Source organism: Escherichia sp. KCJ4928 (assembly GCF_004352695.1).
Lineage (GTDB): Bacteria > Pseudomonadota > Gammaproteobacteria > Enterobacterales > Enterobacteriaceae > ECMA0423.
Window position 1 is genome coordinate 21308 of record NZ_SJWV01000018.1, and the last position, 22788, is coordinate 44095.

17 protein-coding genes and 1 pseudogene are annotated in these 22788 nt (G+C 51.8%); 9 read left to right on the forward strand and 9 right to left on the reverse strand.

The genetic code is table 11. From position 1 onward, the window contains the following. Positions 1-3 precede the first annotated feature (3 nt). The 3 genes from ygjJ (at position 4) to fadH (ending at position 5786) form a co-directional block, all read left to right on the forward strand. A complete protein-coding gene (ygjJ, locus tag E0D98_RS04980) occupies positions 4-1074 on the forward strand; it encodes a protein YgjJ (protein ID WP_000767653.1) in 1071 nt (356 codons plus the stop codon). A gap of 16 nt (positions 1075-1090) precedes the next feature. Then, positions 1091-3442 carry an alpha-glucosidase gene (ygjK, locus tag E0D98_RS04985; RefSeq protein ID WP_000695479.1) on the forward strand — a complete coding sequence of 784 codons (2352 nt, stop codon included), beginning with the start codon at positions 1091-1093 and terminating at the stop codon, positions 3440-3442. A gap of 325 nt (positions 3443-3767) precedes the next feature. Continuing rightward, positions 3768-5786: an NADPH-dependent 2,4-dienoyl-CoA reductase gene (gene fadH / locus E0D98_RS04990; RefSeq protein ID WP_000121472.1), complete on the forward strand. Its 2019-nt coding sequence runs from the start codon at positions 3768-3770 to the stop codon at positions 5784-5786. A gap of 44 nt (positions 5787-5830) precedes the next feature. On the opposite strand, the gene higA is transcribed toward fadH, so the two are convergent. The 3 genes and pseudogenes from higA to rlmG all read right to left on the reverse strand — a co-directional run bounded on the left by higA (position 5831) and on the right by rlmG (position 7654). Then, entirely contained in the window at positions 5831-6247 is a 417-nt protein-coding gene (higA, locus tag E0D98_RS04995) for a type II toxin-antitoxin system antitoxin HigA (RefSeq protein ID WP_000560253.1), read from the reverse strand. Continuing rightward, positions 6244-6327 (reverse strand): annotated as a pseudogene (locus E0D98_RS05000) (type II toxin-antitoxin system HigB family toxin); the annotation flags it as partial. The gene higA and the pseudogene E0D98_RS05000, both read right to left, overlap by 4 nt. Positions 6328-6517: 190 nt before the next feature. Further along, complete coding sequence (gene rlmG, locus E0D98_RS05005) at positions 6518-7654, reverse strand: 23S rRNA (guanine(1835)-N(2))-methyltransferase RlmG (RefSeq protein ID WP_047086761.1); 1137 nt, start codon at positions 7652-7654, stop codon at positions 6518-6520. Between the two features lie 84 nt (positions 7655-7738). Here rlmG and E0D98_RS05010 point away from each other — a divergent pair, with 84 nt between their 5' ends. The 5 genes from E0D98_RS05010 to sstT all read left to right on the forward strand — a co-directional run bounded on the left by E0D98_RS05010 (position 7739) and on the right by sstT (position 12958). Further along, positions 7739-8242: a M48 family metallopeptidase gene (locus tag E0D98_RS05010; RefSeq protein WP_001297151.1), complete on the forward strand. Its 504-nt coding sequence runs from the start codon at positions 7739-7741 to the stop codon at positions 8240-8242. A 76-nt stretch (positions 8243-8318) separates the two neighbouring features. Next, a complete protein-coding gene (locus E0D98_RS05015) occupies positions 8319-9002 on the forward strand; it encodes a vancomycin high temperature exclusion protein (RefSeq protein WP_001183042.1) in 684 nt (227 codons plus the stop codon). 78 nt (positions 9003-9080) lie between these two features. Next, positions 9081-10067, forward strand: coding sequence for a Gfo/Idh/MocA family oxidoreductase (locus tag E0D98_RS05020; protein ID WP_001297165.1), 987 nt, complete (start codon positions 9081-9083; stop codon positions 10065-10067). Between the two features lie 282 nt (positions 10068-10349). Then, positions 10350-11315, forward strand: a complete 966-nt coding sequence (gene alx, locus E0D98_RS05025) for a TerC family membrane protein Alx (protein WP_001098806.1) — start codon at positions 10350-10352, stop codon at positions 11313-11315. Positions 11316-11713: 398 nt separating this feature from the next. Continuing rightward, complete coding sequence (sstT, locus tag E0D98_RS05030) at positions 11714-12958, forward strand: serine/threonine transporter SstT (protein WP_000211655.1); 1245 nt, start codon at positions 11714-11716, stop codon at positions 12956-12958. Between the two features lie 4 nt (positions 12959-12962). Here the strand turns inward: sstT and E0D98_RS05035 are convergent, their stop codons facing one another. The 3 genes from E0D98_RS05035 to uxaC form a co-directional block, all read right to left on the reverse strand. Then, entirely contained in the window at positions 12963-13514 is a 552-nt protein-coding gene (locus E0D98_RS05035; protein WP_000128137.1) for a YgjV family protein, read from the reverse strand. 82 nt (positions 13515-13596) lie between these two features. Continuing rightward, positions 13597-15084, reverse strand: coding sequence for an altronate dehydratase (uxaA, locus tag E0D98_RS05040; protein WP_001199374.1), 1488 nt, complete (start codon positions 15082-15084; stop codon positions 13597-13599). A 14-nt stretch (positions 15085-15098) separates the two neighbouring features. Beyond that, positions 15099-16511, reverse strand: coding sequence for a glucuronate isomerase (gene uxaC, locus E0D98_RS05045; RefSeq protein ID WP_131890535.1), 1413 nt, complete (start codon positions 16509-16511; stop codon positions 15099-15101). Between the two features lie 482 nt (positions 16512-16993). Here uxaC and exuT point away from each other — a divergent pair, with 482 nt between their 5' ends. After that, positions 16994-18292 (forward strand): hexuronate transporter ExuT, encoded by a 1299-nt coding sequence (gene exuT, locus E0D98_RS05050; protein ID WP_001226463.1) that lies wholly within the window; start codon positions 16994-16996, stop codon positions 18290-18292. An 87-nt stretch (positions 18293-18379) separates the two neighbouring features. Here exuT and E0D98_RS05055 read toward each other — a convergent pair whose 3' ends face one another. From E0D98_RS05055 to E0D98_RS05065, 3 genes are all read right to left on the reverse strand, one after another. Further along, positions 18380-19468 (reverse strand): CfaE/CblD family pilus tip adhesin, encoded by a 1089-nt coding sequence (locus tag E0D98_RS05055; RefSeq protein WP_001245988.1) that lies wholly within the window; start codon positions 19466-19468, stop codon positions 18380-18382. After that, entirely contained in the window at positions 19465-22149 is a 2685-nt protein-coding gene (locus tag E0D98_RS05060; protein WP_000358674.1) for a TcfC E-set like domain-containing protein, read from the reverse strand. The genes E0D98_RS05055 and E0D98_RS05060 overlap by 4 nt, the downstream gene beginning before the upstream one ends. Positions 22150-22240: 91 nt before the next feature. Next, the gene (locus tag E0D98_RS05065; protein WP_000755097.1) at positions 22241-22741 is read right to left on the reverse strand and encodes a CS1 type fimbrial major subunit; all 501 of its coding nucleotides are present in this window, start codon (positions 22739-22741) and stop codon (positions 22241-22243) included. Positions 22742-22788 lie beyond the last annotated feature (47 nt).

A 22788-nucleotide genomic window follows, 5' to 3' on the forward strand; every position in this document is an offset into this window, starting at 1 on the left:
ACAATGAAATTAATCACTGCACCATGCAGAGCATTACTTGCTCTGCCGTTTTGCTACGCCTTTTCTGCGGCAGGAGAAGAAGCACGTCCGGCAGAACATGACGACACAAAAACACCTGCAATTACCTCGACATCTTCTCCTTCATTTCGTTTTTACGGCGAATTAGGGGTTGGTGGATATATGGATTTAGAGGGTGAGAATAAACATAAATACAGCGACGGTACCTATATTGAAGGTGGCCTGGAGATGAAGTACGGCTCCTGGTTCGGCCTGATTTACGGCGAAGGCTGGACCGTGCAGGCCGACCACGACGGCAATGCCTGGGTGCCAGACCATAGCTGGGGTGGTTTCGAGGGCGGAATTAACCGTTTCTATGGCGGTTATCGTACCAATGATGGCACCGAAATCATGCTCAGTCTGCGTCAGGATTCCTCGCTGGATGACCTGCAATGGTGGGGCGACTTCACCCCCGATCTGGGCTACGTCATTCCCAATACCCGCGACATTATGACCGCGCTGAAGGTGCAGAACTTAAGCGGCAACTTTCGTTATAGCGTCACCGCCACACCTGCCGGACATCATGACGAAAGCAAAGCCTGGCTACATTTTGGCAAGTACGATCGCTATGACGACAAATACACCTATCCGGCAATGATGAACGGTTACATCCAGTATGACCTTGCCGAAGGCATCACCTGGATGAACGGTCTGGAAATCACCGACGGCACAGGACAGCTCTATCTCACGGGCCTGCTAACTCCTAACTTTGCCGCTCGCGCCTGGCACCATACCGGACGCGCCGACGGGCTGGACGTACCGGGAAGTGAAAGTGGGATGATGGTGAGCGCCATGTATGAAGCGTTAAAGGGCGTTTATCTCTCCACCGCTTATACCTACGCCAAACATCGCCCTGACCACGCTGACGATGAAACCACCTCTTTCATGCAGTTTGGTATCTGGTACGAATACGGCGGCGGACGTTTCGCCACGGCTTTTGATAGCCGCTTCTACATGAAAAATGCCTCTCACAATCCCAGCGACCAAATCTTCCTGATGCAATATTTCTACTGGTAATAAGGACTGTAATTTCATGAAAATAAAAACTATTTTAACGCCAGTAACCTGCGCTCTGCTGATAAGTTTTTCCGCCCATGCCGCTAACGCCGACAATTATAAAAACGTGATTAACCGTACTGGCGCGCCGCAGTACATGAAGGATTACGATTACGACGATCACCAGCGTTTTAATCCGTTTTTCGATCTCGGAGCCTGGCATGGTCATCTGTTGCCAGACGGCCCTAACACCATGGGCGGCTTTCCGGGCGTTGCGCTGCTGACGGAAGAGTACATCAACTTTATGGCCAGCAATTTCGACCGCCTGACCGTCTGGCAGGACGGCAAGAAAGTCGACTTTACGCTGGAGGCATACAGTATTCCCGGTGCGCTGGTGCAAAAACTGACAGCAAAAGATGTGCAAGTCGAAATGACTCTGCGCTTCGCCACGCCGCGCACGTCACTACTGGAAACCAAAATCACCAGCAATAAACCGCTGGATCTGGTGTGGGACGGCGAACTGCTGGAAAAACTGGAAGCGAAAGAAGGGAAACCGCTTTCCGATAAAACCATTGCTGGCGAATACCCTGACTATCAGCGCAAAATCAGCGCCACCCGTGATGGCCTGAAAGTCACCTTTGGCAAAGTGCGCGCCACCTGGGATCTGCTGACCTCCGGCGAATCGGAATATCAGGTGCATAAATCCCTGCCGGTGCAGACTGAAATCAACGGTAATCGCTTTACCAGTAAGGCGCATATCAACGGTTCGACCACGCTCTACACCACCTATTCCCATCTGCTGACCGCTCAGGAAGTTAGCAAAGAGCAAATGCAGATCCGCGATATTCTGGCGCGTCCGGCGTTTTATCTCACCGCCTCGCAGCAACGCTGGGAAGAATACCTGAAGAAAGGGTTAACCAATCCGGATGCGACGCCGGAACAGACGCGCGTCGCGGTGAAAGCGATCGAAACGCTCAACGGTAACTGGCGCTCACCGGGCGGTGCGGTGAAATTTAACACCGTTACACCGTCGGTGACCGGGCGCTGGTTCTCCGGCAATCAGACCTGGCCGTGGGATACCTGGAAGCAGGCGTTTGCGATGGCGCATTTCAATCCGGACATCGCCAAAGAGAATATCCGCGCGGTCTTCTCCTGGCAGATCCAGCCTGGCGATAGCGTGCGTCCGCAGGATGTGGGCTTTGTCCCCGACCTGATAGCGTGGAACCTTAGCCCCGAGCGTGGTGGCGATGGCGGCAACTGGAACGAACGTAATACCAAACCCAGCCTTGCCGCCTGGTCGGTGATGGAAGTGTACAACGTCACCCAGGATAAAGCCTGGTTGGCAGAGATGTACCCGAAACTGGTGGCCTATCACGACTGGTGGTTACGTAACCGCGATCACAACGGCAACGGCGTGCCGGAATATGGCGCGACCCGCGACAAAGCCCACAACACTGAGAGCGGCGAGATGCTGTTTACGGTGAAGAAAGGCAACAAAGAAGAGACGCAGTCTGGGCTGAACAACTACGCCCGCGTGGTGGAGAAAGGCCAGTACGACAGTCTGGAAATTCCGGCACAGGTCGCTGCGTCGTGGGAATCGGGGCGTGATGATGCCGCCGTCTTTGGTTTTATCGACAAAGAACAGTTGGATAAATATGTCGCTAATGGCGGCAAACGTAGCGACTGGACGGTGAAATTCGCCGAAAACCGCAGTCAGGACGGAACGTTGCTGGGCTACTCGCTATTGCAGGAGTCGGTGGATCAGGCCAGCTATATGTACAGCGATAACCATTATCTGGCGGAGATGGCAACCATCCTCGGTAAGCCAGAAGAGGCCAAACGCTATCGCCAGTTGGCACAGCAGCTCGCGGACTACATCAACACCTGTATGTTCGACCCGACTACCCAGTTCTACTATGACGTACGTATTGAAGATAAACCACTGGCGAACGGCTGCGCGGGCAAACCGATTGTTGAGCGCGGTAAAGGGCCGGAAGGCTGGTCGCCGCTGTTTAACGGTGCGGCAACGCAGGCCAATGCCGACGCGGTGGTGAAGGTGATGCTCGATCCTAAAGAGTTCAACACCTTTGTCCCGCTGGGAACGGCGGCGTTAACCAATCCGGCTTTTGGCGCTGATATCTACTGGCGTGGGCGCGTATGGGTGGATCAGTTCTGGTTTGGTCTGAAAGGGATGGAGCGTTACGGTTATCGCGATGATGCCCTGAAACTGGCGGATACGTTCTTCCGTCACGCCAAAGGATTAACCGCCGATGGCCCAATTCAGGAGAATTACAACCCGCTGACTGGCGCACAGCAAGGCGCACCAAATTTCTCCTGGAGTGCCGCGCATTTGTATATGTTGTATAACGATTTTTTCCGTAAGCAATAATTTGCAACTGCTGGCGGATGCGGCGTAAACGCCTTATCCGCCCTACATGTGCAATCCTCCTGGCCGGATAAAACGCGACAAGCGTCGCATCCGGCATCTGCACCGTGCCACTGGCGGATGCGGCGTGAACGCCTTATCCGCCCTACATGTGCAATCCCCCAGGCCGGATAAAACGCGGCAAGCGTCGCATCCGGCGTTACCACCGGGCGTATTCTTTTTGAATCCCATCACAAACCCCGCACTCCCCTTTTCCCTTTTCTCCGGCGACGGCTAAATTAGAACTCATCCGACCACATAACAATTATTTTACATACTGGACAATTTTATGAGCTACCCGTCGCTGTTCGCCCCGCTGGATTTAGGTTTTACCACGTTAAAAAACCGCGTGTTGATGGGCTCAATGCACACCGGGCTGGAGGAATACCCGGACGGTGCCGAGCGGCTGGCAGCGTTTTATGCCGAACGCGCCCGTCACGGCGTGGCGCTGATTGTCAGCGGCGGCATTGCACCAGATTTAACAGGCGTTGGCATGGAAGGTGGCGCAATGCTCAACGACGCCAGCCAGATCCCACACCATCGCACCATTACCGAAGCGGTACATCAGGAAGGCGGCAAAATAGCCCTGCAAATTTTGCATACCGGGCGCTACAGCTACCAACCGCATCTGGTCGCTCCCTCCGCATTGCAGGCCCCCATCAACCGTTTCGTTCCTCACGAACTCACGCATGAAGAGATCCTGCAACTGATCGACGATTTCGCCCACTGCGCGCAACTGGCACGGGAGGCAGGATACGACGGTGTAGAGGTAATGGGGTCCGAAGGGTATTTGATCAACGAATTTCTGACGCTGCGCACCAATCAGCGTAGTGACCAGTGGGGCGGCGATTACCGCAACCGGATGCGATTTGCCGTAGAAGTAGTGCGTACGGTGCGCGAACGCGTCGGCAACGACTTCATTATTATCTACCGGTTGTCGATGCTCGACCTGGTCGAAGGCGGCGGCACTTTTGCCGAAACGGTAGAACTGGCGCAGGCCATTGAAGCGGCGGGCGCGACCATTATCAACACCGGCATTGGCTGGCATGAAGCACGTATTCCGACCATTGCCACGCCCGTGCCGCGCGGCGCATTTACTTGGGTCACGCGCAAACTGAAAGGCCACGTCTCGCTGCCGCTGGTGACCACCAACCGGATTAACGATCCGCAGGTTGCCGACGATATTCTCTCGCGCGGCGATGCCGATATGGTATCGATGGCACGACCGTTTCTTGCTGATGCGGAACTGCTGTCAAAAGCGCAATCGGGGCGAGCCGATGAGATCAACACCTGCATTGGCTGCAATCAGGCCTGCCTCGATCAGATCTTCGTTGGCAAAGTCACCTCGTGCCTGGTGAATCCTCGCGCCTGCCACGAAACCAAAATGCCAATCCTTCCTGCCGTGCAGAAAAAAAATCTGGCGGTGGTCGGTGCGGGACCTGCTGGGCTGGCGTTTGCCATTAACGCGGCGGCGCGTGGGCATCAGGTAACATTGTTTGATGCCCACAGCGAGATCGGCGGGCAGTTTAATATCGCCAAACAGATCCCCGGCAAAGAGGAGTTTTACGAAACGCTGCGCTATTACCACCGGATGATCGAAGTGACGGGCGTGACGCTGAAACTCAATCACACCGTGACGGCGGATCAGTTACAGGCGTTCGATGAAACGATCCTCGCCAGTGGGATCGTGCCGCGCGTTCCGCCTATCGACGGGATCGATCATCCGAAGGTATTGAGTTATCTCGATGTACTGCGCGACAAAGCGCCGGTAGGCAACAAGGTTGCCATCATCGGTTGTGGCGGGATTGGTTTTGATACGGCGATGTATTTAAGTCAGCCGGGCGAATCCACCAGCCAGAATATCGCCAGGTTCTGTAATGAGTGGGGGATCGACAGCAGCCTACAACAGGCTGGTGGCTTAAGCCCGCAGGGAATGCAGATCCCGCGTAGCCCACGGCAAATTGTGATGCTCCAGCGCAAAGCCAGCAAACCGGGACAGGGGTTAGGCAAAACCACCGGCTGGATCCATCGCACCACCCTGCTCTCGCGGGGTGTGAAAATGATCCCAGGCGTAAGTTATCAGAAGATTGACGATGACGGGCTGCATGTGGTGATCAACGGCGAAACGCAGGTATTAGCAGTGGACAATGTGGTGATCTGCGCAGGGCAAGAGCCAAACCGCGCGCTGGCGCAACCGCTGATTGATAGCGGGAAAACTGTGCATTTAATTGGCGGCTGCGATGTGGCTATGGAGCTGGACGCACGACGGGCAATTGCCCAGGGAACACGGCTGGCGCTGGAGATTTAAATCGTTATTTGAAGCGCCGGATGCAACGCATCCGGCACGTCGCGTTAATCAATAAACAAGGCGGGAGAAATGCCGAATCGCGTTGCCAATTTTTTAGCGTGTTCCAGCGTTAATTTCCTCTTCCCGCTCAAAACGCGTGACACCATAGATTTACTGCCAATTTCCGGCAGATCGGAAAGGGTTAAACCATATTGATCCATAAGGGTACGAATCACGGCTATACCGCCAGGCATGGCTTGAGCCATGGCATTAAATTCCGCAAATTCGGGCGCTGATTCTTCCCACGCGGTTATTTTGGCACACACCAGATCCAGCAAGGGGTTTTCAGGATCGTTGAGCAGCAGATGATCTACCAGTTCCAGCGCCTGGGCGTATTGTTCCTCGTTCTGAATACCCGCCAGAAAAGGTGCCACCGCAGTTAGCTTTTCTCCTGCTTGCAAGATGTCGGCAATCGCAATCATTTTTTCCCCTTAGTACGATGAACAGCGGTAAAGAAATCGTATTCTTTATGCGTCATAACTTCACGTATGTAGCATAAACGTTGAACAACGCTAAACAAGAGAATGTAGAGGATGGTGACAGGGATTTTTTGTTTTATGGAAGCGCGATTCCAGAACTGGGCAGACATTGCCGGATGCGACGCTTGCCGCGTCTTATCCGGCCTGGGAGTAACGTGCTGAACGTAGGCCGGATAAGGCGTTAACGCCGCATCCGGCAGGTAACTCCCAATCTTACCGACGACGCCCCAGCTTCACTGTTTTCAGCACCACAAATTTATTATTCGTGGCGATGGTGGTGCAGTTGCCGAAAATCTTCTTCAGTTTATGGAAGTAATCCAGGTGACGGTTGGCAACGATATACAGTTCGCCGTTGATTTTCAGGCAGCGGCGGGCGTGGTGGAACATCTCCCAGGCGACGTTATCGGTCAGCGCATGTTGCTGATGAAACGGCGGGTTGCAGAGCACAGCATTAAAGCGGAAAGGCTCCACTCCGGAGAGCGCGTTGTTGATCATAAACTCGCAGCGATCCAACGCCTCTGGCATGTTGGTTTCAACATTCATTCGGCTGGAAGCGACCGCCATCGGCGATTCATCGACAAACACCACTTTCGCCTGCGGGTTTTTATCAAGCAGCGTCAGGCCAATAACGCCGTTACCACAGCCGAGATCGACAATCTCACCTTCGAGATTCTCTGGCAGATGTTGCATAAAGAAGCGTGCGCCAATATCCAGCCCGGTGCGGGAGAAGACATTCGCATGGTTGTGGATAGTCCAGTCAGTACCTTCCAGCTTCCAGCTAACGGTCTGCGGCGCATCGGCCAGCGGCGGTTCATTGAAAGTGCAATTAATCAGGCGCGCTTTTTTCCATGCCAGCGTAGTGGTGGTCGGGCCGAGCACTTTCTCGAACAGCTCCAGCGTGGAAGTGTGAATGTCACGGGCTTTGGCACCGGCAATAATAAGTGTATCCGACGTGACCACTTTGCGCAGCGCACGCAGTTGCTGTTCCAGCAATGCCAGTGTTTTCGGCACTTTGATCAGCACCACACCCGGCTGTTGCGGGTAGTCGGCGGTGCTGTCGAGAAACTTCACGCTCGACTCATCAATCCCGTTGAGGCGTAAATTCTCGCGCGTCGCCAGTTCACTGATGTATGAGTCGCCAATGCTGTACGGCTTATGTTCCGCCAGCGCGCAGCTTAACGCACCAAAGGCATCATTCAGGATCAACACCGGGCCGCGGATTTCTGTGTCGTCCAACTGTTGCAGCAAATATTCATCCGCCGCTTCCCACGCCTGTAGCGGGTTAACGTCATCCGTCGCCGGAAAACGTTGTAGTGTCAGTGAACGGAAACCGTTGTCTAAGTGGCTCATCGGCCCTCCTGAATGATAAAATTTCGACGTTGCCCCTGAAAAGGGTGCGTGAGTATACCCTTTTTCTCTTTTTCGTGGGCGGTTATGAACAATCTTACTTATCTTCAGGGTTATCCCGAGCAGCTACTTTCCCAGGTGCGAACGCTGATTAACGAACAGCGTCTGGGCGATGTGCTGGCAAAACGCTATCCGGGAACACACGACTACGCCACCGATAAAGCCCTCTGGCAATATACTCAGGATCTAAAAAATCAGTTTCTGCGCAATGCCCCGCCGATCAATAAAGTGATGTATGACAATAAGATCCATGTGCTAAAAAACGCGCTCGGGTTACATACCGCTGTTTCTCGTGTGCAGGGCGGCAAGCTGAAAGCAAAAGCAGAGATCCGCGTCGCTACTGTGTTTCGCAACGCGCCGGAACCGTTTTTACGTATGATCGTGGTGCACGAACTGGCGCACCTGAAGGAGAAAGAGCATAACAAAGCGTTTTACCAGTTGTGCTGCCATATGGAGCCGCAGTACCACCAGCTTGAGTTCGACACCCGGCTGTGGCTAACGCAGTTGTCGCTTGGGCAGGACAAAATCTGAAAATGATGTCAGGCGTTATCTTTTCTTTCTTTAGCGCCTAAAATCGACCTCCCCCCTTTCGTTAAGGATAACGACCATGCAGCCCCGCCTTCTTCTCCGTATTTGTTTTTCTCGCCGGACTCTTAAGATTGGCTGTTTGTTGTTGCTTATAGCAGGAGCGACCATTTTTATTGCCGATCGCGTTATGGTCAACGCCAGCAAGCAGCTGACCTGGAGCGATGTCAACGCAGTTCCGGCGCGTAACGTGGGCTTATTGCTGGGGGCCAGGCCGGGTAATCGCTACTTTACCCGACGTATTGATACCGCAGCAGCGTTGTACCACGCCGGAAAAGTGAAATGGCTACTGGTAAGTGGCGATAACGGACGTAAAAATTACGATGAAGCCTCAGGTATGCAGCAGGCTTTGATCGCTAAAGGCGTACCGGCGAAAGTGATCTTCTGCGACTATGCCGGATTCTCAACGCTGGATTCGGTAGTGCGTGCCAAAAAGGTTTTTGGTGAAAACCATATCACCATTATCTCGCAAGAATTTCATAATCAACGCGCCATCTGGCTGGCAAAACAGTACGGCATCGACGCTATCGGTTTTAACGCGCCTGACCTCAATATGAAGCACGGTTTTTATACTCAACTGCGGGAGAAACTCGCTCGTGTCAGCGCCGTGATTGACGCCAAAATCCTCCATCGCCAGCCGAAATATCTCGGGCCATCGGTCATGATTGGGCCGTTTAGTGAGCATGGCTGTCCGGCAAAAGAATAATGCGTATCTGCGCACGTCGAAGATGAAAAAGGCGTGCTACATTGACGACAGAATCCCTTTATGGAGTATCCACGCGTTATGATACGTTTCGCTGTGATTGGTACGAACTGGATCACTCGCCAGTTCGTCGAGGCCGCCCATGAGAGCGGTAAATACAAGTTAACCGCCGTATATTCCCGCAGCCTTGAGCAGGCTCAGCACTTCGCCAATGATTTTTCTGTCGAGCATCTGTTTACCTCGCTGGAAGCGATGGCGGAAAGCGATGCCATTGACGCGGTGTATATTGCCAGCCCGAATGCCCTGCACTTTTCCCAGACACAACTTTTCCTTAGCCATAAAATTCATGTGATTTGCGAGAAACCACTGGCGTCGAATCTGGCGGAAGTGGATGCCGCCATTGCCTGTGCGCGGGAAAATCAGGTGGTGCTGTTTGAGGCATTTAAAACCGCCTGCCTGCCGAACTTTCATTTGCTGCGCCAGGCGCTGCCGAAAGTCGGCAAATTGCGTAAAGTCTTTTTCAACTATTGCCAGTATTCCTCGCGCTATCAACGTTACCTGGACGGTGAAAATCCCAACACCTTTAATCCGTCATTCTCTAACGGTTCAATTATGGATATCGGCTTTTACTGCCTGGCGTCGGCGGTGGCGTTATTTGGTGAGCCGAAAAGCGTGCAGGCAACCGCCAGTTTGCTGGCAAGCGGTGTAGATGCCCACGGCGTGGTGGTGATGGATTACGGTGATTTCAGCGTCACCTTGCAGCACTCAAAAGTCAGTGATTCTGTCCTGGCGAGCGAGATTCAGGGCGAAGCAGGATCGCTGGTGATTGAAAAACTGTCTGAATGCCAGAAAGTGTGCTTCGTGCCGCGTGGCAGCCAAATGCAGGATCTCACCCAGCCGCAGCATATTAATACCATGCTCTACGAAGCAGAGCTGTTCGCTACCCTGGTGGATGAGCATCTGGTGGATCATCCGGGGCTGGCGGTCAGTCGCATCACCGCCAAACTGCTGACCGAGATCCGCCGCCAGACTGGGGTGATTTTTCCGGCAGATAGCGTAAAACTATAATTGCCAAAGTAAAACAGTGTAAAAGGTATGTAACAGACCATTGACTGGCTGAATGGTCTGTCATACTTTGTTACCTGCAAAGGGGAGTAACTTCATTGCCGGTCGATCGTCATTACGATGTGTGAAAAACCACATCCGGTCACCGGGCAACCCGAAAGGAATACGCAGACGTATTCCTTTTTTGTTGTAAGTGAGACCTTGCCGGAAGGCGAGGTCTATGCATAAAAAGCAGCGGCTGACGTCTTCCGACGTTGGCCGTTTTTTTATGTGTAAGGAACTTCTATGAATACTGTCGGCACGCCGTTGCTATGGGGCGGATTCGCTGTTGTTGTCGCCATTATGCTGGCTATCGACCTGTTGTTGCAGGGGCGTCGTGGGGCACATGCCATGACCATGAAACAGGCTGCGGCCTGGTCGCTGGTCTGGGTGACGCTGTCGTTACTGTTTAACGCCGCTTTCTGGTGGTATCTGGTGCAAACCGAAGGTCGCGCCGTTGCCGATCCACAGGCACTGGCCTTTCTCACAGGTTATCTGATTGAGAAATCGCTGGCGGTCGATAACGTCTTTGTCTGGCTGATGTTGTTCAGCTATTTCTCTGTTCCGGCGGCATTACAACGCCGCGTGCTGGTGTATGGCGTGCTCGGGGCGATTGTTCTGCGTACCATCATGATCTTCACTGGCAGCTGGCTAATTTCGCAGTTCGACTGGATCCTGTATATCTTCGGTGCCTTCCTGCTGTTTACCGGCGTGAAGATGGCGCTCGCCCATGAAGATGAATCAGGCATTGGCGACAAGCCGCTGGTGCGCTGGCTACGCGGTCATTTGCGCATGACCGACACCATCGACAACGAGCATTTCTTTGTGCGTAAGAATGGATTGCTGTACGCCACACCGCTGATGCTGGTACTGATTCTGGTGGAATTGAGCGACGTGATTTTCGCCGTGGATAGCATTCCGGCTATCTTCGCCGTGACCACTGACCCGTTCATTGTGCTGACCTCAAACCTGTTTGCGATCCTCGGCCTGCGTGCGATGTATTTCCTGCTGGCGGGCGTAGCAGAGCGTTTCTCGATGCTCAAATATGGCCTGGCGGTGATTCTGGTGTTTATCGGTATCAAGATGCTGATTGTCGACTTCTACCATATTCCAATCGCCGTCTCGCTGGGCGTGGTGTTTGGCATTCTGGTGATGACGTTTATTATCAACGCCTGGGTGAATTATCGGCATGATAAGCAGCGGGGTGGATAATTTTTAATCTGCCTAAGCCGTGTACCCTGTCATTAACATGAGCACCGTTTTCTCCCTCTCCCTTCCAGGGAGAGGGTCGGGGTGAGGGTAATTTTTCGCACCGATGCTGGCCTGTTCCCCTCACCCTAACCCTCTCCCCAAACGGGGCGAGGGGACTGACCGAGTCCTTTTTTGATGTTGTCATCAGTCTGGAAGCCGCACGTTGGCTTTATTTTTATGTCAAATAAATGTAACCATTAAGTTGCAAAATATGACCTCTCTTTAAAATCCAGCATTTTTCGCTTCCCGAAGCTGTAACTTTCCTTATACTCGACCTTGCAAACACTTTGTTACATCCTGAAAGATGCGTCGACAGAACGCACCAGGGATGTGCGACAACACAATGAAAGGATCGAAAAATGACTACGCAACGTTCACCGGGGCTATTCCGGCGTCTGGCTCATGGCAGCCTGGTAAAACAAATCCTGGTCGGCCTTGTTCTGGGGATTCTTCTGGCATGGATCTCAAAACCCGCGGCGGAAGCTGTTGGTCTGTTAGGTACTTTGTTCGTCGGCGCACTGAAAGCCGTTGCCCCCATCCTGGTGTTGATGCTGGTGATGGCATCTATTGCTAACCACCAGCACGGGCAGAAAACCAATATCCGCCCTATTTTGTTCCTCTATCTGCTGGGTACCTTCTCTGCTGCTCTGGCCGCAGTAGTCTTCAGCTTTGCCTTCCCTTCTACCCTGCATTTATCCAGTAGCGCGGGTGATATTTCGCCGCCGTCAGGCATTGTCGAAGTGATGCGCGGGCTGGTAATGAGCATGGTTTCCAACCCCATCGACGCGCTGCTGAAAGGTAACTACATCGGGATCCTGGTGTGGGCAATTGGCCTCGGTTTCGCACTGCGTCACGGTAACGAGACCACCAAAAACCTGGTCAACGATATGTCGAATGCCGTCACCTTTATGGTGAAACTGGTCATTCGCTTCGCACCGATTGGTATTTTTGGTCTGGTTTCTTCTACCCTGGCAACCACCGGTTTCTCCACACTGTGGGGCTACGCGCAACTGCTGGTCGTGCTGGTTGGCTGTATGTTACTGGTGGCGCTGGTGGTTAACCCATTGCTGGTGTGGTGGAAAATTCGTCGTAACCCGTTCCCGCTGGTGCTGCTGTGCCTGCGCGAAAGCGGCGTGTATGCCTTCTTCACCCGCAGCTCTGCGGCGAACATTCCGGTGAATATGGCACTGTGTGAAAAGCTGAATCTGGATCGCGATACCTATTCCGTTTCTATTCCGCTGGGTGCCACCATCAATATGGCGGGCGCAGCAATCACCATTACCGTGTTGACGCTGGCTGCGGTTAATACGCTGGGTATCCCGGTCGATCTGCCCACGGCGCTGCTGTTGAGCGTGGTGGCTTCTCTGTGTGCCTGTGGCGCATCCGGCGTGGCGGGGGGTTCTCTGCTGCTGATCCCGCTGGCCTGTAATATGTTCGGTATTTCGAACGATATCGCCATGCAGGTGGTTGCCGTCGGCTTTATCATCGGCGTATTGCAGGACTCTTGCGAAACCGCGCTGAACTCTTCAACTGACGTGCTGTTCACTGCGGCAGCTTGCCAGGCGGAAGACGATCGTCTGGCAAATAGCGCCCTGCGTAATTAATTGTTTAACCCCTTTCGTCTACGGCGGGAGGGGTTTTCTCTACTTTAAACGGATCAATTCCCCTTTTCTGCATCCGCCAGAAACGAATGATATTCAAGCCATTCATAAGCAGAAAACTACCCTCAATCATTGTGCCGCCTATCGACCCCGCCCAGAAGTTGTGAATCACCCAGCAACACGTTGAAAACCACATCACGCAGCGCATGGTGAGCCCTTTACAGCGGAACAGCGCCCAGGTACTGACAATCGTACCGATAACCGGCAATAGTTCGACAGGATGATGGAACTTCGCGAGGCCAATTCCGCCAGTCAGCACAATAAAAATCGCCATTACCCATAAGCTGCGCGTGCGTAAGGTAATCAATGTACGAATGGCATTAAGGATGGCACTGGCACCAGCGGGATAGGTGCCCAGAAGAAAAAAATGTACGCCAATAACGGCGCTATAGACCGAAAGCTGCTTTTTGAAGCGACGTTCGTCACGATTGAAAAATGTTGTGATACCAATCAGAAAGGCGATGACACCCACGCCCTGGGCCAGCCAATACGCGGTCATGATAAATCCTTATCAGGTATGGAAAAGCAAACGGCGCTTCACATTATGAAACGCCGTTTTTTATTAACAACTCATTTCGACTTTATAGCGTTACGCCGCTTTTGAAGATCGCCAGTTCGCGGAAGTCGTTACGCTCGTTGCAGGTTTGTTTACCGTTGGCAAACTCAACGATGGTGTCGATAAATTCTTCCAGCAACTGCGGCATCGCTTTACCGTGGATCAGCTGACCCGCGTCAAAGTCGATCCAGTGTTTTTTCTTCGCCGCCAGTTCACTGTTGGTAGCGATTTTCACCGTCGGTACAAAGCCGCCGTATGGCGTGCCACGACCAGTACTGAACAGCACCATATGGCAGCCCGCACCCGCCAGGGCGCTGGTCGCTACGGCATCGTTACCCGGCGCACTTAACAAGTTCAGCCCCGGCGTTTTCAGACGCTCGCCGTAACGCAGCACGTCAACCACGACGCTGGAACCCGCTTTCTGGGTACAGCCAAGGGATTTATCTTCCAGCGTGGTGATACCGCCCGCTTTGTTCCCCGGCGATGGGTTTTCATAGATCGGCTGGTCATGGGCAATAAAGTACTGTTTGAAGTCGTTGATCATGGTGACCAGTTTTTCAAACGTTGCTTCGTCGCGGCAATGGTCCATCAGCAACTGCTCTGCGCCAAACATCTCCGGCACTTCGGTCAGTACGGTAGTACCGCCGTTAGCAATCACGTAGTCAGAGAAACGCCCCAGCATCGGGTTAGCAGTAATACCAGAAAGACCGTCAGAACCACCGCACTCCAGACCAAACTTCAGTTCGCTGAGTTTGCCTGGCTCGCGTTTATCGTTGCGCATCACGTTATACAGCTGATGCAAATGCTCGATCCCGGCTTCGATCTCATCATCCTGCTGTTGGCAGATCATGAAATGAACGCGTTCAGGATCGATATCGCCCAACGTTTCACGGAATGCGGCAACCTGGTTGTTTTCACAGCCCAGACCAATCACCAGCACTGCGCCCGCGTTCGGGTGGCGCACCATGTTTTGCAGCATGGTGCGGGTGTTGATGTGATCGTCGCCCAGTTGTGAGCAGCCGTAGGTGTGGCTGAAGAGGAACACGCCGTCGGTACCTTCGGCGTTGTTGGTCTCTTTCAGGAAACGGTTCTGGATTTGCCGCGCGATGCCGTTGACACAGCCCACGGTTGGCAGGATCCACAGCTCATTACGCACCCCGACATCGCCGTTAGCGCGACGATAGATCTGCACTTCACGATCTGCCGCTTGCGCAGGCAGATCCTGAAAATCAGGTTGATAGCGATACTGATCCAGATCGCTCAGATTCGTGCGCGTATTGTGGGCGTGGACGTGTTCCCCCGCCGCAATATCCGCCAATGCATAACCAATCGGCAGGCCATATTTGATGACGTTGGCCCCTTTTGCGATATCCGTTAACGCAAATTTATGTCCACGAGCAACATCCTGGCGCAGCGTAACAGTCTGGTTATCGACACTGACTTCTGTGCCTTCAGCCAAATCTGCTAAAGCGACCGCGACGTTATCCAGCGCATGGATCTTGATGTATTGCATATCAACCCCAGACCTTAGTTCAGTTCAATGGCGAAGTAGTCACGCGCATTGTTAAAGCAAATATTTTTCACCATCTCGCCCAGCAGGTTGATGTCCGCCGGTGCTTCGCCCGCTTCCACCCAGCGACCGATCATCTGGCACAGAATGCGGCGGAAGTATTCGTGACGGGTGTATGACAGGAAGCTACGGCTGTCAGTCAGCATACCGACAAAGCGGCTCAGCAGACCGAGCTGCGCCAGTTGGGTCATCTGACGTTCCATACCGTCTTTCTGATCGTTAAACCACCAGCCGGAACCGAACTGCATTTTGCCCGGCATACCTTCGCCCTGGAAGTTACCGATCATGGTGCCCAGCACTTCGTTATCGCGCGGGTTCAGGCAGTAGAGAATGGTTTTCGGCAGCAGGTTTTCTTCGTTCTGCTTGCTCAGCAGCTTAGACAACTCTTCCGCCATCGGACGGTCGTTGATGGAGTCAAAGCCTACATCCGGCCCCAGCAGTTTGAACTGACGCAGGTTGTTATTACGCAGCGCGCCAATGTGGTACTGCTGTACCCAGCCGCGACGTGCATATTCGGCACCAAGGAACACCAGTACCGCAGTTTTGAACTGTGCCACTTCGTGCTCGCTCAGGGGTTCGCCAGCCAGACGGCGCGCCAGAATGCTGTCCAGTTCCGCTTCGTTCGCTTCAGCAAACATCACCACGTCCAGCGCATGGTCAGACACTTTACAGCCGTGAGCGGCGAAGTGATCCAGACGTTTGGTCAAGGCAGTTTGCAGGTCAGCAAAGCGGCGAATGTCGGTATCGGAAACTTCGCCCAGCTTCGCCATGTAGTCGTTAAAGGTCGCCTGTTCGATGTTGAAGGCTTTGTCCGGACGCCAGCTCGGCAGCACTTTGATGGTGAAAGAGCCGTCTTTGGCGATCTCTGCGTGATGCTCCAGAGAATCGATCGGGTCATCGGTGGTGCCGACCATTTTCACGTTCATCTGCTGCATGATGCCGCGCGCGGAGAAGTTATCCTGCGCCAGCAGTTCGTTACATTCGTTCCAGATTTCATCGGCAGTTGACGAAGAAAGCAATTTGCCAGTGATACCAAACGGACGACGCAGTTCGAGGTGCGTCCAGTGGTATAACGGGTTGCCGATAGTGTGCGGAACAGTCGCCGCCCAGGCGTCAAATTTTTCACGGTCAGACGCATCACCGGTACACAGACGCTCGGCCACACCGTTGGTACGCATAGCGCGCCATTTGTAGTGATCGCCTTTCAGCCAGATGTCATACAGGTTTTTAAAACGATAGTCTTCCGCAATCTGCTGCGGCGGCAAATGGCAATGGTAATCGAAAATCGGCTGGTCTTTTGCGTAGTCGTGATACAGACGGCGGGCAAATTCGGTATCTAACAGGAAATCTTCAGTCATAAACGGAGTCATTTTCGTCTTCCTCTCAACGAGTGAGCTAGCTTGCTTATGGTGCGATGCTGACAAAGTTATCACACCAATTTCCAGAGTCCGAAGATATTTTCGTGAGTTAGATCAATAAACGTAGTTAAAAAAATTACTCTCAAAGTGGTAAATCTCTCTGCAGGCCGCGCCAGTACTGGCCTCGCTGTCGTCAGGTAATGTCCCTACAAATATTCGCACATTTGTGATGGCTCTCACCTTTTAAAGTTGTATGACAAGTTATCTTTCTGCCGTCGCAAATCATAAGTCGACGGAATGCAAATTGCCGATTCATTCATTTGTTAGATGAATCGGGTTAACCGGTACGGAAGCCGAATTAGCACGAAACTTTCATGGCAACGTTCGGGGCGTGCCGGTTTTTTTTCGGTTACCCGGTCGTAACTAACATCTTCAGCCTCTGGCGGGATGATGGCCGCGCTTCCTGCGGATATAACAAAACGATGAGGTTTTACATGCGTAAAATTAAAGGGTTACGTTGGTATATGATCGCACTGGTGACGCTCGGCACCGTGCTTGGTTACCTGACGCGTAACACTGTGGCGGCAGCTGCGCCAACTCTGATGGAAGAGTTAAACATCTCCACCCAACAGTATTCCTATATCATCGCAGCCTATTCTGCTGCTTATACGGTCATGCAACCGGTAGCAGGTTATGTACTGGATGTGCTGGGTACGAAAATCGGTTATGCAATGTTTGCTGTGCTGTGGGCCGTGTTCTGTGGTGCAACCGCGCTGGCTGGTAGCTGGGGTGGCCTGGCGATTGCTCGTGGTGCAGTCGGTGCCGCGGAAGCAGCGATGATCCCGGCGGGTCTGAAAGCCAGCTCCGAATGGTTTCCGGCGAAAGAGCGTTCCATCGCGGTAGGTTACTTTAACGTAGGTTCTTCGATTGGTGCGATGATTGCGCCGCCGCTGGTGGTATGGGCAATCGTAATGCACAGCTGGCAGATGGCATTTATCATCTCCGGTGCATTGAGCTTTATCTGGGCGATGGCATGGCTGATTTTCTATAAACATCCACGCGACCAGAAGCATCTGACCGATGAAGAACGCGACTATATTATTAATGGTCAGGAAGCCCAGCACCAGGTGAGCACGGCGAAGAAAATGTCCGTTGGTCAGATCCTGCGTAACCGTCAGTTCTGGGGTATCGCGCTGCCGCGTTTCCTGGCAGAACCGGCCTGGGGTACTTTTAACGCGTGGATCCCGCTGTTCATGTTTAAAGTTTACGGCTTTAACCTGAAAGAGATCGCGATGTTCGCCTGGATGCCGATGCTGTTTGCTGACCTCGGTTGTATCCTCGGTGGTTACCTGCCGCCGCTGTTCCAGCGTTGGTTTGGTGTGAACCTGATCGTTTCCCGTAAGATGGTCGTAACGCTGGGTGCTGTGCTGATGATTGGCCCGGGTATGATCGGTCTGTTCACCAACCCGTATGTCGCAATTATGCTGCTGTGTATCGGTGGTTTTGCCCACCAGGCACTGTCTGGCGCGCTGATTACGCTCTCTTCTGACGTGTTCGGTCGTAACGAAGTGGCGACGGCGAACGGTTTAACCGGGATGTCCGCATGGCTGGCAAGTACGCTGTTTGCGCTGGTTGTCGGTGCACTGGCTGACACCATCGGCTTCAGCCCGCTGTTCGCAGTTCTGGCAGTATTTGACCTGTTAGGTGCGCTGGTTATCTGGACCGTGTTGCAGAACAAACCGGCGATTGAGGTGGCGCAGGAAACACATAACGATCCCGCACCGCAACATTAACGTTTAACTTAAGTTGTAATGACGAAGCCGCTTTATCAGACGGCTTCGTCGTTTATATAGAAAAAAGCGTTTGTCCGCTTTGCAGGGTTAATTGATGGTTGGCAAGGAAGGCGTAAAGATTACTGACAATTTGCCCATGTAGTACCCGGCCTGTTTATCCATCACGCTGAATTTATCGACTGCCAGAGTCAAGGGTGTCGGCACACACATCACGGCATAGCGAATACCGGGCAGTACCACCGGACGCACACGTTTCAGGTTAATGCTGTTCCAGACCATATTTTCATTATTGCGCACATCAATTTGCCCACCGGTTTCCGGGTTGTACATTTTGACCCGGTAATCAATGCGTTCTCCCTCGTCGGTGGTGGTCCCTCCCTGACGATAGATAGAGAAGTAACCGTCTCTGCGCCCTGCAGCTGGTCGCCCTTCATCTTTGAGCATGATTTCATAACTGATGGCATTACCGTTAAAACCATCGTACAGGCACATGTCCAACATGGTCAGATCTTGCGCGTAGTTGCTGCCGTTAACGCTTCCTGTTGGATGCAAGTCTAACTGCACCCTTGGCGTGGCGTGGGCGAACTCCGGGAAGAACACGTCAATATGGTTGGGGTCGAGCGTATTCAGGGTAATATTTGCGAAATAGTCCTGGGCCGGGCTGTTCGAATGTAATTTAACTTTCCCCTTCCAGACGCCACCAATCGGCAAATTCTTCATCTCTGTCTGCTCAAGGTAGAGCGTAAGAAACTTTGTATCGTATATATAATAATGTTGACCATCTTCTGTACATGAAGATCTATTAGAATCCTTAAGATTCGTCTGAAGCCCTTTGCCCCCCTTGCATCCTGGCGGCGCTTCATCGCTACTTACAATGGCTGTTTTAAATCCTTTGAGTTTTACCGGCCAACGCATCCCACTGCGTTGTTCAGTTAAATAGATTTGTACTGTCGATATATTTCCATTAGCTGTACAGGTTTGTTGGAGGTCAGGATACGAACATTCATACCACATATATCCATTATTTCCTGCCGACGCTTCATCCTTCCAGAAGTAATAATCCGCTCTACCAGATGCCAAATCATACGTAATTTCACTGGTCACGTCAGGAGCTGCCTGAACGCCAGTGAGTGTGCCAAACAAGCCCAATATCGCCGCAATCAATCGATTTCTCATGGTGCAACCTCCCTTTGCGCCGTCTGAACGTTTCCACGTAATTTAGGCTGTTTCAACTGTGCCTGAACCTGAATCGACTCCGGTAATTGTGAATAAGTCACCACACTACAAGTAACATCTCCGCTGTAACGAATGCTGGCGCGTTTCTTTACAACACTTAGTGGACACTTAAGGAATTGCTGCCCGGAAAGCAGATAGAGCTCTTTTTCGCTGCCGTTAATTTCAAGTGTAAATCCGCCATCTTCAGCTACCAGTAACATGGCGCTGTTCAGCCCCACAATCGGGAATTTTTTCACCGCTGCCGGCAGTAATAAACGACCGATATAGTTGTAGTTAAAGCTGGCAGACACTTCGCGATAGCGCAGCTTGCCAGGCAACAACATTAATTCACGATTCCCTGCACCGTTAATGATGTTTGTTGTCCCCTGCTGATTGCCCTGGCTACTGTCGTTAACCTCAACAAAACCAGACTGAAATCCAGGATAAGGGAACAACACACTGTCACTTTGACCAAGCTGCAAAGTTCGGCTGCCTGCCACCCGCGCTTCGAGTTGCAGATCCTGACTCTCTTCATCCTGTTCAGAGAAGCCTTTCACATCCACCAGTACCGCACCCAGCAAATCGTCTGTACCACTGGCTCCCAAATTAACGCCATAGCGACTGACAGCCAGCGTAGAGCTATAAGTGCCCGTAAAGGCCGAAAGATGATCATGATTCTTACGGTCATAACTATCAGATACGGTAGCGTAGACATTTCCGTATTGCCCATCCCAACGCCCGTTAACCGCGCTGTTTATGGTATCGGTGTTCAGGCCTCCGACGGTTACGCCAAGTTCTTTATGGCTGAATGAATCGTTATAAAAGGTATGCGATAACTGCCATGACGTTTGATCGCCATCCTGTTCGCTATAACGATAATCCGTAGACACATTTGTTGAATGGCTGTTGTTATTGCTATCCATCGTTGGCGTGTCAGATAACGAAAACGATAAGTACAAGCCGTTGTCGTCGTTATCGCCACCGTTGTCATTACGATGGAAAACACCGACTGACGTACTCAAAATCCAGTCACGCATCACAAAAGCGCGGGAAGCGCTAAGTTGTACAGTTTCAGAGATACTTTGCGCTGTTGTCTGGCGAAGATAGTTATTTTCAAAGCTCTGCTGTTTATCCCAACGCAAACTATCATCAGTGTTATTTTGTGTGCGGGTATAACCCAGCATCATATTCCAGCCGACAAAATTCTGTGAAACCGTCGCGGAAATACTTTCATAACAGCTTAAGGCGTTATAGCTCTCTCTGCTGTCGGTTGTACAAGCATCGCCGTCAGAGTTGGTCCGATAAAAGCCCAACGTCGGCCATCCCGGATTACTCCAGTTGGCCTGTTGCATATCACCTTTGCCGCCGTCATCGTTACGGAACACGCTGGCGCTGATTGCAAGATTCCCCACCCCGCCTAAATCTGCCGTCCAGTTATTACCTAACTCGAAAGCACTCACATCATCGGCATTCGCCAGCCCTGCGTAGAGCTCATATTGCGGATGTAATGGCAGGCGTACTCCTAGCTGATAAGCTGAACTTTCATCATCAGAAACCTGTGATGTAGTTTTACCTGCCTGTAAGAACCATTGCGCATTTCCGTCAGTCAGACCGCCGGTTTTGGTAAACGGCACAAGCTCGGTGCGGGTGAGTTGGTTATTTTCGTAGACTTTTAATGCCACGCTGTAGCTGCCAGGCGGAAAGGAACTGGTATCAATAAATTGCGAACCACTATTGAGATAAAACGATCCCAAAAGTTGCTCATTACGATAAGCGTCAACACGAGAATTGCGCGAAAGCAGAACCATTACTGGGGTTCCTTGCTGGCTTTGCGCCTGGTTTAAATAGCTCAGTGTCGACCCGATACGCATCCCATCAATTGCACCGAGTGGCAGAAAGTTAAAGGTAAAGTTCCCGCCTTGTGCATTAAATAGTGTGCGGTTGTCCATGCGACCCGCCTGCACATAATAACGACGTAAAAAATCATAACGATAATAGAGATCGCTGACGTCAGCATTACTGTCACTGACATCATCTGCATCATAACCGTTGAAATTCCAGTGTGCACCAATATAACTATTTTCTGTTATTCCCAGCGCACCGTTTCCCTGAATAGACAACGATTGGTAATCATCCTGTGCCAGAACATTGATGTCTTGCTGATGTATAAAAGCATTAACAGTATTTTTGTCTGGATTTAAATATAATGACTTCGCATCGAAAGCTGAATTCCATTGCGGATTAATAAACAACGTTGCCGAACTTTCTTCATCATTATAGATTATTTCCAGCGTATCGGTATTCAGAAAACCACACCCTGAGTCAGTACGTACATAACCGCAAGCCAATTCACCGTGGCGAGCTAGCGGCTGCGATAATTTTTCTTTCACTATATGCGCGATTTTCTGATCGTCTACATCCAGTTCCAGCTTGTTATATAGACTTGCTGGATCAAGAAATGTTACGGTATCAAGATTAACCATTGCATAATATTTACCGAGACTTTTCCCTGAAAAATAAACCTCGATATACTCCTGCTGTCCCTGAGCAATAACCTCAAACCCTGCGGGAATTTTGGTTAATGTCGCCTCTGCCGGGCTGAGACTCGCCAGGATCAAAAGAGCCAGTAATTTTTTATCCATGGCAATCCTGAAATCCATAACAAATACTAAAACAGTTAAAATAAGGGAGGGCTACCCCTCCCTTTGTTACGTGTTAATTCTGTTATCTGGATTAGATATCCTGAGACAGATAAATGCTTACTACACCACGGTAGATGCCTGTCTCCAGAACACCTTTGGTGGTTTGAGCAAACATCAGGTTTTTAGCCAGAGAACCGTTAGTTAACGCATCGGAAGCAAAGATTTTGGTTGCGGTAAAAGTGGTTGCCGCATCAGCTTTAATTTCTTCACCGCCCCAGGTTACTGTCAGCGGAACAATCTTGCTAGCATCCAGGCTTTGAACCAGTTGCGCCGGGGAAACTAACTGCATTTTTACATCTTTGGTAACGTCGTTAGACCAGATTTTGGTCATCAACTGGTAAGATTGCAGACCCTGCCCCGGCAGATATTGCATTTCTACTGCTTTCGGCAACGCGGTGTTATCGGTCTGTGTCATATCCAGAGCGGCATCAACGTTGGCCGTTACAGTAATATCCTTTTGTACTGCCAATGCGGAGCCTGCAACAGAAAACATCGCTGCGACCAGAAGAGATTTTGCAAATACCTTTTTCATTACTATTCCTTCGTTTATTACAATGATAATTAATGGACCGCCAGTTC